The following is a 6,921-nucleotide window of genomic DNA, read 5'->3' on the forward strand; positions in this document are numbered from 1 at the left end:
GCAATATATGCACATACCATTCCAAGTTTCTTTTCTCTTAAGAAATAAAATATTAATATCATTCCTAACCCATATACTGATGCTTCTGTAAACAATGCTGCTATTGCAAATATTATAGATAATAGTATTGAGATTACAAATCCCTTTGACCATTTTTCTTTTGTCTTAGCATATTCTATTGAGCTCATAAGAGCTAATCCACATCCTAATGATAAGAAAACATTATTATTTATTCCAATAATATAATCAACACCTATCATAAGTATTCCCATAGCAAATATTCTTTTAATATAATTCTTTCTACTTTTAGTGTAGAAAAATCCTTGAACTATTAAATAGAAAAATATAGGTGCTGCTAGCTTTCCTAAGTATCCAAACCATATTGGTATATCTATTCCTTGTACACCATTTATATATGTATATATATGATCCATGGCCATAAAAATAATAGCCATAACCTTTAGTGTAAAGTTGCTAAATAATTTCATATTTATCCCTCCAACGCTTATCGTTATGGCTTTATTATATATAGTTTTTTAGTTTTCAGAAATTCATCTTCATTACATTAACATTACAAATTTGTCATCTTAGGTTTTATACTTAAAATACAAAATCCTTTAACCCATTATTTAAATTTCCTAATATATTTGGTATCACGCTTAAAATAGAAGGTAAAAAGAATGAAACTACAACAGCTGTAGCTGCAAGTACTAATAACTTTTTATCAGCAGCTTGTCCTAAATATACTTGATATACATGTATAGCACCTAAACCTATTCCACCTACTATAACAACCTTTGATGCTACCCAAGATACTAAGCTTATAATTTTACATAATAAAATTATAATTGATAAAATTATTATAATTGGAACTACTATTATTTTTAGTGGTAAAAGTAAAATACTTAATATCATATTACTTGAATTACTTTTTTCTTCTTTTATCACTTTAACTTTAGAATTATCTTTTTTTTCTTCTTTAAATTTGTCATTATCTTTTTCTTCAATATCTTTATCCCTAGATTTTTCTTTAGGTTTATCTTTCTTTTTGCTTGTAGATTTTGTAGAGCTTGTACTTTTATTACTCTTTTGTTTTTTCTTCTTTTCAGAGCTATCACTATAAGTTTTTACACTTACAGCTTTTGATTCCATTTGCTTTTCTATTTCTTTTTCTATTTCTTTTTGTATCTCTACTTGACTCATCACTACTGTTTTAAACATTTCTTCTTCGCTGTTGTCTAATTCATTATCAATAAACATATTATCGGCTTTTTCAACTTCGTTATTAGAATCTTTATTTATTAAGGCTTCATAAGCTTCATTAAGAACTCTCATAAATAACTTTGATCTTCTTTCATCTAAAACTTCTATTTCAATTTTATATAATCTTTCTTCGTAGGCTTTTTTAATTTCTTCTTTAGATGCACTCTCAGTAACACCTAATATCTCATAATGGTTCATATTTATCATCTCCATTTAAACTACAATTATTATTGTTTATTATATCCTAAATTGTTAGTTTCTTAAATAACAATTTAAACCATCCCCCTAGTTGCATAAACCTTAAATATATAAAAGAGGCCTATTCAGCCTCTATCATTACTTAATATTGTCTTTTTCTACTAAACCTAACCTTATCTTTTCCTCAGATATTTCTAAAAATAATTCTAACATTGTAATTTCAAATCTACACATTTTTAATATTCTATCTCTTGATAATTTCCTTTGATAATAATCATGTGTATATCTATTTCTTAATTTAACTATTCCTTGTAGTTTTTTTGAATCCTTTGAAGATATAAACCCAAAATCACTAGCTAATGCTATTATTTCTGGTCCAGATTTGTTAGGTATATAATTATCAGAAGAAACTAAATACGTCTCACACATATCTATTATAAATTCACAAAAAGAATTAAAATATGAAATCATAGCTTCGTCAATTATATCATCATCACAATTTGGATTTCTTTTTATGCATTCTTTTATCTTAACCAAAAAAACCTTACTTTCTGAAAATTTTTCTTCTAATTTTTCTTTTTTATATTTATAATAAACCATTTCTATAAGCCTCCAAATCCCTCAAATTCTCTTCCCTCATAATTTCTAAGGATTCTCTATCTCTTTTAAATGCTGAATATCCTAGTACGTACTCTAAGTATAGTTCTTCATCAAAGATTATTTTATCCTTCGATATTAAAAGTAATTCACTAAATGGGTAATTAAACTCACTTATAAAAGTATAATGAATATTACTATGATTAAAATATTGTGGCAATATACCTTGAAGATAATCTTCAATATCAAATTCTTCATCAATTTCTAACTCTCTTTGTGTGAGAATCATTATATCTATATCACTTCTATCTTTATGAAATACATCTTCATGATAACTTCCAAATACTGCTATTGAAATTACATCTTTAAGACTTTCATTTGCTAGAGTACATTCTTTAAGCATAACCTTACTCATAACTACTACTCCTTATAAATTTTCTTACCATTCTTTATTTATAATTATATTATACATTTTTACAATACTCTATAAATATATTACTTTTATAAAAACTTGCCTGTAGCCGAAGCATTATTGCATTTTATTTCTGCTGGAGTTCCAACTGCTATTACTTCTCCTCCATTAATTCCACCTTCTGGTCCAAGGTCTATAACCCAATCTGATGCATTTATTATTTGTCCATTATGCTCTACAACAATTACAGTATTTCCTGAGTCTACCATCCTATCTAAAAGCTTTAGGAAGTTTTCTATATCTATTGGATGTAATCCTGTTGTTGGCTCATCTATTAAATATAAATTCTTTTTACCCTTACTTTCTATCAATTCCTTTGCTAGCTTTAATCTTTGACCTTCTCCACCTGATAATGTAGTTAATGTTTGACCTAATTCTAAATACCCTACCCCTACTTCATTTAATAAGTTAAGTGTTTTTAATATCTTAGGCTCATCATTAAATACTTCTATAGCTTCTTCAATAGACATCTTAAGAATATCTTTAATTGAATTACCCTTATATTTTACAGATAAAACTTGGTCATTAAATTGATTTCCTCCACAAATTGGACAAATAACCTCTATGTCCTTAAAGAAAAGCATGTTACTTACTACGTAACCTAAACCTTCACAATTTTCACATCTTCCACCCTTTGTATTAAATGAAAAATGCTTTACGTTTAATCCCTTTTCCTTTGATTCATCTAATGACCCAAATATTTTTCTTATTTCAGTATAAACTCCTGAATAAGTTCCTACATTTGATCTTTTCATTCTAGTTAAAGGTGATTGCTCTATAGTTATTATATTTTTAAATTCATCCTTACCTAATACAATATTGCTTTCTTCTTTGCTTTTTAGGCTTTCACATCCTAATACATCAAATACTAATGTTGATTTTCCTGACCCAGAAACACCTGTTACGCTAGTTAAACATCCTATAGGAAATTTAGCATTTACATTTTTCAAATTATGTATATTAGCATTTTTTATTTCTATAAAGCTTCCATTTCCCTTACGTACTTTTTTACTTTCTGTTTTTTCTCTTTTTAAATATTCGCCTGTTACTGATAAAGGATTTTTTAGTATTTCCTCAAATGTTCCTGTAGCAATAATTTCTCCACCATGCTTTCCAGCTCCTGGCCCAATATCTACTATATAATCTGCAGCCTTCATTACATCAATATCATGTTCTATTACAATTACAGTATTTCCTTTATCTCTTAAAGCTTTTAATTCATTTATTATTCCTAAGGTATCCTTTGAATGAAGTCCCATTGTAGGCTCATCCATTACATATATAATTCCTGTAATACTTGAATCTAATGCAGCAGATAATTTAATCCTTTGTGCCTCTCCCCCTGATAAACTTCCTGTTTGTCTATCTAATGTTAAATATCCTATTCCTACATTGATTATTCTCTTAAGCTTTGTTTTTAAATCTATTAAATAGGATTCTACTAAAGCTTTATTTTTACTTTCTAATTCATTTTCTACTTCTAATATCCATTCATATAACTCTTCTAATGATAAAGAAACTAATTGTGGAAGTCTTTTATTTAATACGACAGCTTCTCTACTTAACTTACTTAATCGTTCTCCATTACATTCATTACAAACACTTTCTTCAAAGTAAGAAGCTAAATTATTAGTGTCTCCGCCCTTATCTGAAAGCCTTCTCCATATTACTGCATATACACCTTCAAACTTTCCTTCAGTTACAGTTTTAGGCAATTTTACATTTGGAAAAATAGCTTTAGCTTCTTCACTTTCTACACCATAAAAAAGTATTGCTTTTTGACCTTCTGTAAACTCTTTAACTAAGGCTCCCTCATTAATGTCTAAGCCATAATGCTTAAAGGCTTTATGTAATATAGAAATTTGATAATCCTTATAGCTTTTATCCCAATAATCTATTGCACCATCTTCTAATGATAAATCCTCATTAACTAAGTTATCTTTATTTATTTTTAGAATTTTGCCTAAGCCTTCACATTTTTTACAAGCGCCTTCTCTAGTATTATAAGAAAAATGGCTTCGTGTAAGCTTTTCCATCTTATGATTGCACTTATTGCAATACATATAAACCTTAAATCCAGCATCATCTTTTTCTAATTCTTCCTTACAATTAGCTGCTGATATTTCCTCATTACAATTAGGACATGTTCTCTTAGATAACTTTTCATAAATCATTCTTAAGTCAGTATATATATTAGTCACTGTTCCAACTGAAGATCTTGGATTTTTATTATTTTGACCTTGTTGAGTAATGATTATAGCTGGAGCAGCATTTTTAATAGCTTCAATATCAGGCTTTTGTATTCCTTGAAGTCCCATTGCCTCTAAATATTGTCTTTGGCACTCATTAAAAATGGTATCCACAGCTAAAGTTGACTTTCCACAGCCTGATAACCCAGTAAAAACAACAAGCTTATTTTTAGGTATTTCTAATGAAACATTTTTTAAGTTACCTTCTTTTGCACCTTGTATAATAATATTGTTCAAACGTACACCTCTTTTCTATTATTTAAAATTATAGTAATAATAAAATTATATCCTTAAATATGTAATCTAGGCTATATTTTCTTAAGAAAAAAAATAGTCAACACAATTACTTAATGTTGACTATTTCATAAAAAAGACACTCTATAATTTTTTTAATAGATGCCTTTTTTTATACAATATATTTCTTAATTCATTATAAGAATTAAGAACTCTTCTATATTAAATACTTCATTAGTTTCAAATATTTCTGCTAATGTTTCAATATTTTCTTCTAAATGCTCTACATCCTTAGAATATGTATGAGCTATATCTACCATATCTTCTTCAGTGAATTCTTTATTTTCTAAATATCTTACTACTGATAATTCCTTAATCATAATACAGCTTATTATTGCTGTTTTTATTTTTGCTAAAACATCATAATCAAAAACAGATTTCATAAAATATCTATAAACAAAATAAACTAATATTTGTTCAAAATGATATTCTTTATCTTTATAATATTCTTCAAATTTTTTATAAATATTTAAGTAAAGTTCTTCATCTTCTTCACTTTGCCAGAAATATCTTAATGCATCATCTAGTCCTAAAGGATCATTAGGATTTATATGCTTTAATCCTTTAAATACATTTAATACTCCATTTAAATTTTCATACTTCTTGCTTCCGTTATTTCTGTAGACTTTAATTTCTTCAATAGTCTTATTTATAAAGTCTTCATTTAAGAATTTATCCTTAACTTCTTTTATATCCTTTATATCATTAGAATCTATTTTCTTTTGAATTTCATCTACAAAAATAAGTGATAAAGCACATCTAACATTTATATCTAAATCTCTATTTTGCATAAAATTAAAAACTATATTTCTGCATTGAACAAGATTTATATATAGTGTTGGATTTATATCATTATAGCTACTAACCTCTTCATCATTTTCAGTTATATTAAACTTAACCTTTTCTGAATCCCTTAATATTATTCTTGCTGCTTCAGGACAAGATAAAGATATTCCTATTTCACGAAGGCTTCCAAATTCCTCTAAGTAACGAGGATATTGTCTACATGTATAACAAAGACTATCTCCACCTAAGTTAGAATATATATCACATAATTTATTTTCGTTTAAAAAGGCACAATCTTCTCCCTTTAAAGTAAAAATATTTTCTCCATCTTCAGTAATAATTTCACTTCTTAATCTTTCTCCAAATTCACCTTCTACACTTAAATAATGTTTATGTGTTTCTTCATCTATAACTATTCCCCATCCTGCACAACATGTGTCCTCACACTCAGAAGCTATGCAATTAAATTTATCAAAGTAATCTGGCTTTTTAATTTTCATATTCAACCTCATATCCTATGTTATATTTTACGCTAAACTTATTTTAATACTCATTTTGAATCTCTACAAGGTTATTTTTATAATCTTCTATACTTTCTAGTATTAATTTATCTGGATATAAGGCCATGACCTCATCATCTTCTATTAGCTCATAATATTTAGTTGAATAACTTACAATAAATTTGCTATTAGGCAATGTAAACTTTAGTATTTCTCCATAGCAATTAGGCTTTCCCCCTGAAGGTTCACCTATAATAAATGCATTTGTTTCTCTTTTAAATTCATATGCATTTAATAAAGCTGAAGAAAAGGTTTCTCTTCCTATTATAATTTTAAAATTTTCTCTTTTATTAATTGATTTATTGTTTTTAATATATTTTAATAATGGATTAATTAAGGTTGAATCTCCACCTAAATTATTTCTAATATCTATTATAATTTTTTCTACTTTATTTTTTTCTATAAATTCTATAGACCTTTCTATCTTTTCTTTAAGTGGAGTTTCTCCATCTTCTCTACAAGAATTATATTTAATATATAGTTCATTTTTTTCTTTTAAAAA

At 26.8% G+C, this 6,921-nt stretch carries 7 protein-coding genes; all 7 read right to left on the minus strand.

Annotation, left to right across the window (positions count from 1 at the left end; all coding sequences use genetic code 11):
* The coding region (locus ACRDBA_RS17115) for a TraX family protein (RefSeq protein WP_438574142.1) at nucleotides 1–488 on the minus strand (488 nt) is incomplete at its 3' end.
* A 112-nt stretch (nucleotides 489–600) separates the two neighbouring features.
* A complete protein-coding gene (locus ACRDBA_RS17120; protein WP_438574143.1) occupies nucleotides 601–1,461 on the minus strand; it encodes a J domain-containing protein in 861 nt (286 codons plus the stop codon).
* A gap of 138 nt (nucleotides 1,462–1,599) precedes the next feature.
* The gene (locus ACRDBA_RS17125; protein WP_438574144.1) at nucleotides 1,600–2,061 is read right to left on the minus strand and encodes a HepT-like ribonuclease domain-containing protein; all 462 of its coding nucleotides are present in this window, start codon (nucleotides 2,059–2,061) and stop codon (nucleotides 1,600–1,602) included.
* Entirely contained in the window at nucleotides 2,048–2,473 is a 426-nt protein-coding gene (locus tag ACRDBA_RS17130; protein ID WP_438574145.1) for a nucleotidyltransferase domain-containing protein, read from the minus strand. The genes ACRDBA_RS17125 and ACRDBA_RS17130 overlap by 14 nt, the downstream gene beginning before the upstream one ends.
* Before the next feature lie 86 nt (nucleotides 2,474–2,559).
* Nucleotides 2,560–5,016, minus strand: a complete 2,457-nt coding sequence (locus ACRDBA_RS17135; RefSeq protein ID WP_438574146.1) for an ATP-binding cassette domain-containing protein — start codon at nucleotides 5,014–5,016, stop codon at nucleotides 2,560–2,562.
* Nucleotides 5,017–5,201: 185 nt separating this feature from the next.
* Nucleotides 5,202–6,359 carry a flagellin lysine-N-methylase gene (gene fliB / locus ACRDBA_RS17140; protein ID WP_438574147.1) on the minus strand — a complete coding sequence of 386 codons (1,158 nt, stop codon included), beginning with the start codon at nucleotides 6,357–6,359 and terminating at the stop codon, nucleotides 5,202–5,204.
* A 43-nt stretch (nucleotides 6,360–6,402) separates the two neighbouring features.
* Nucleotides 6,403–6,921: S41 family peptidase (locus ACRDBA_RS17145; RefSeq protein ID WP_438574148.1), on the minus strand; the 519-nt coding region annotated here is incomplete at its 5' end.

Source organism: Clostridium sp. (assembly GCF_051654825.1).
In the GTDB taxonomy this organism is placed as follows: domain Bacteria; phylum Bacillota; class Clostridia; order Clostridiales; family Clostridiaceae; genus Clostridium.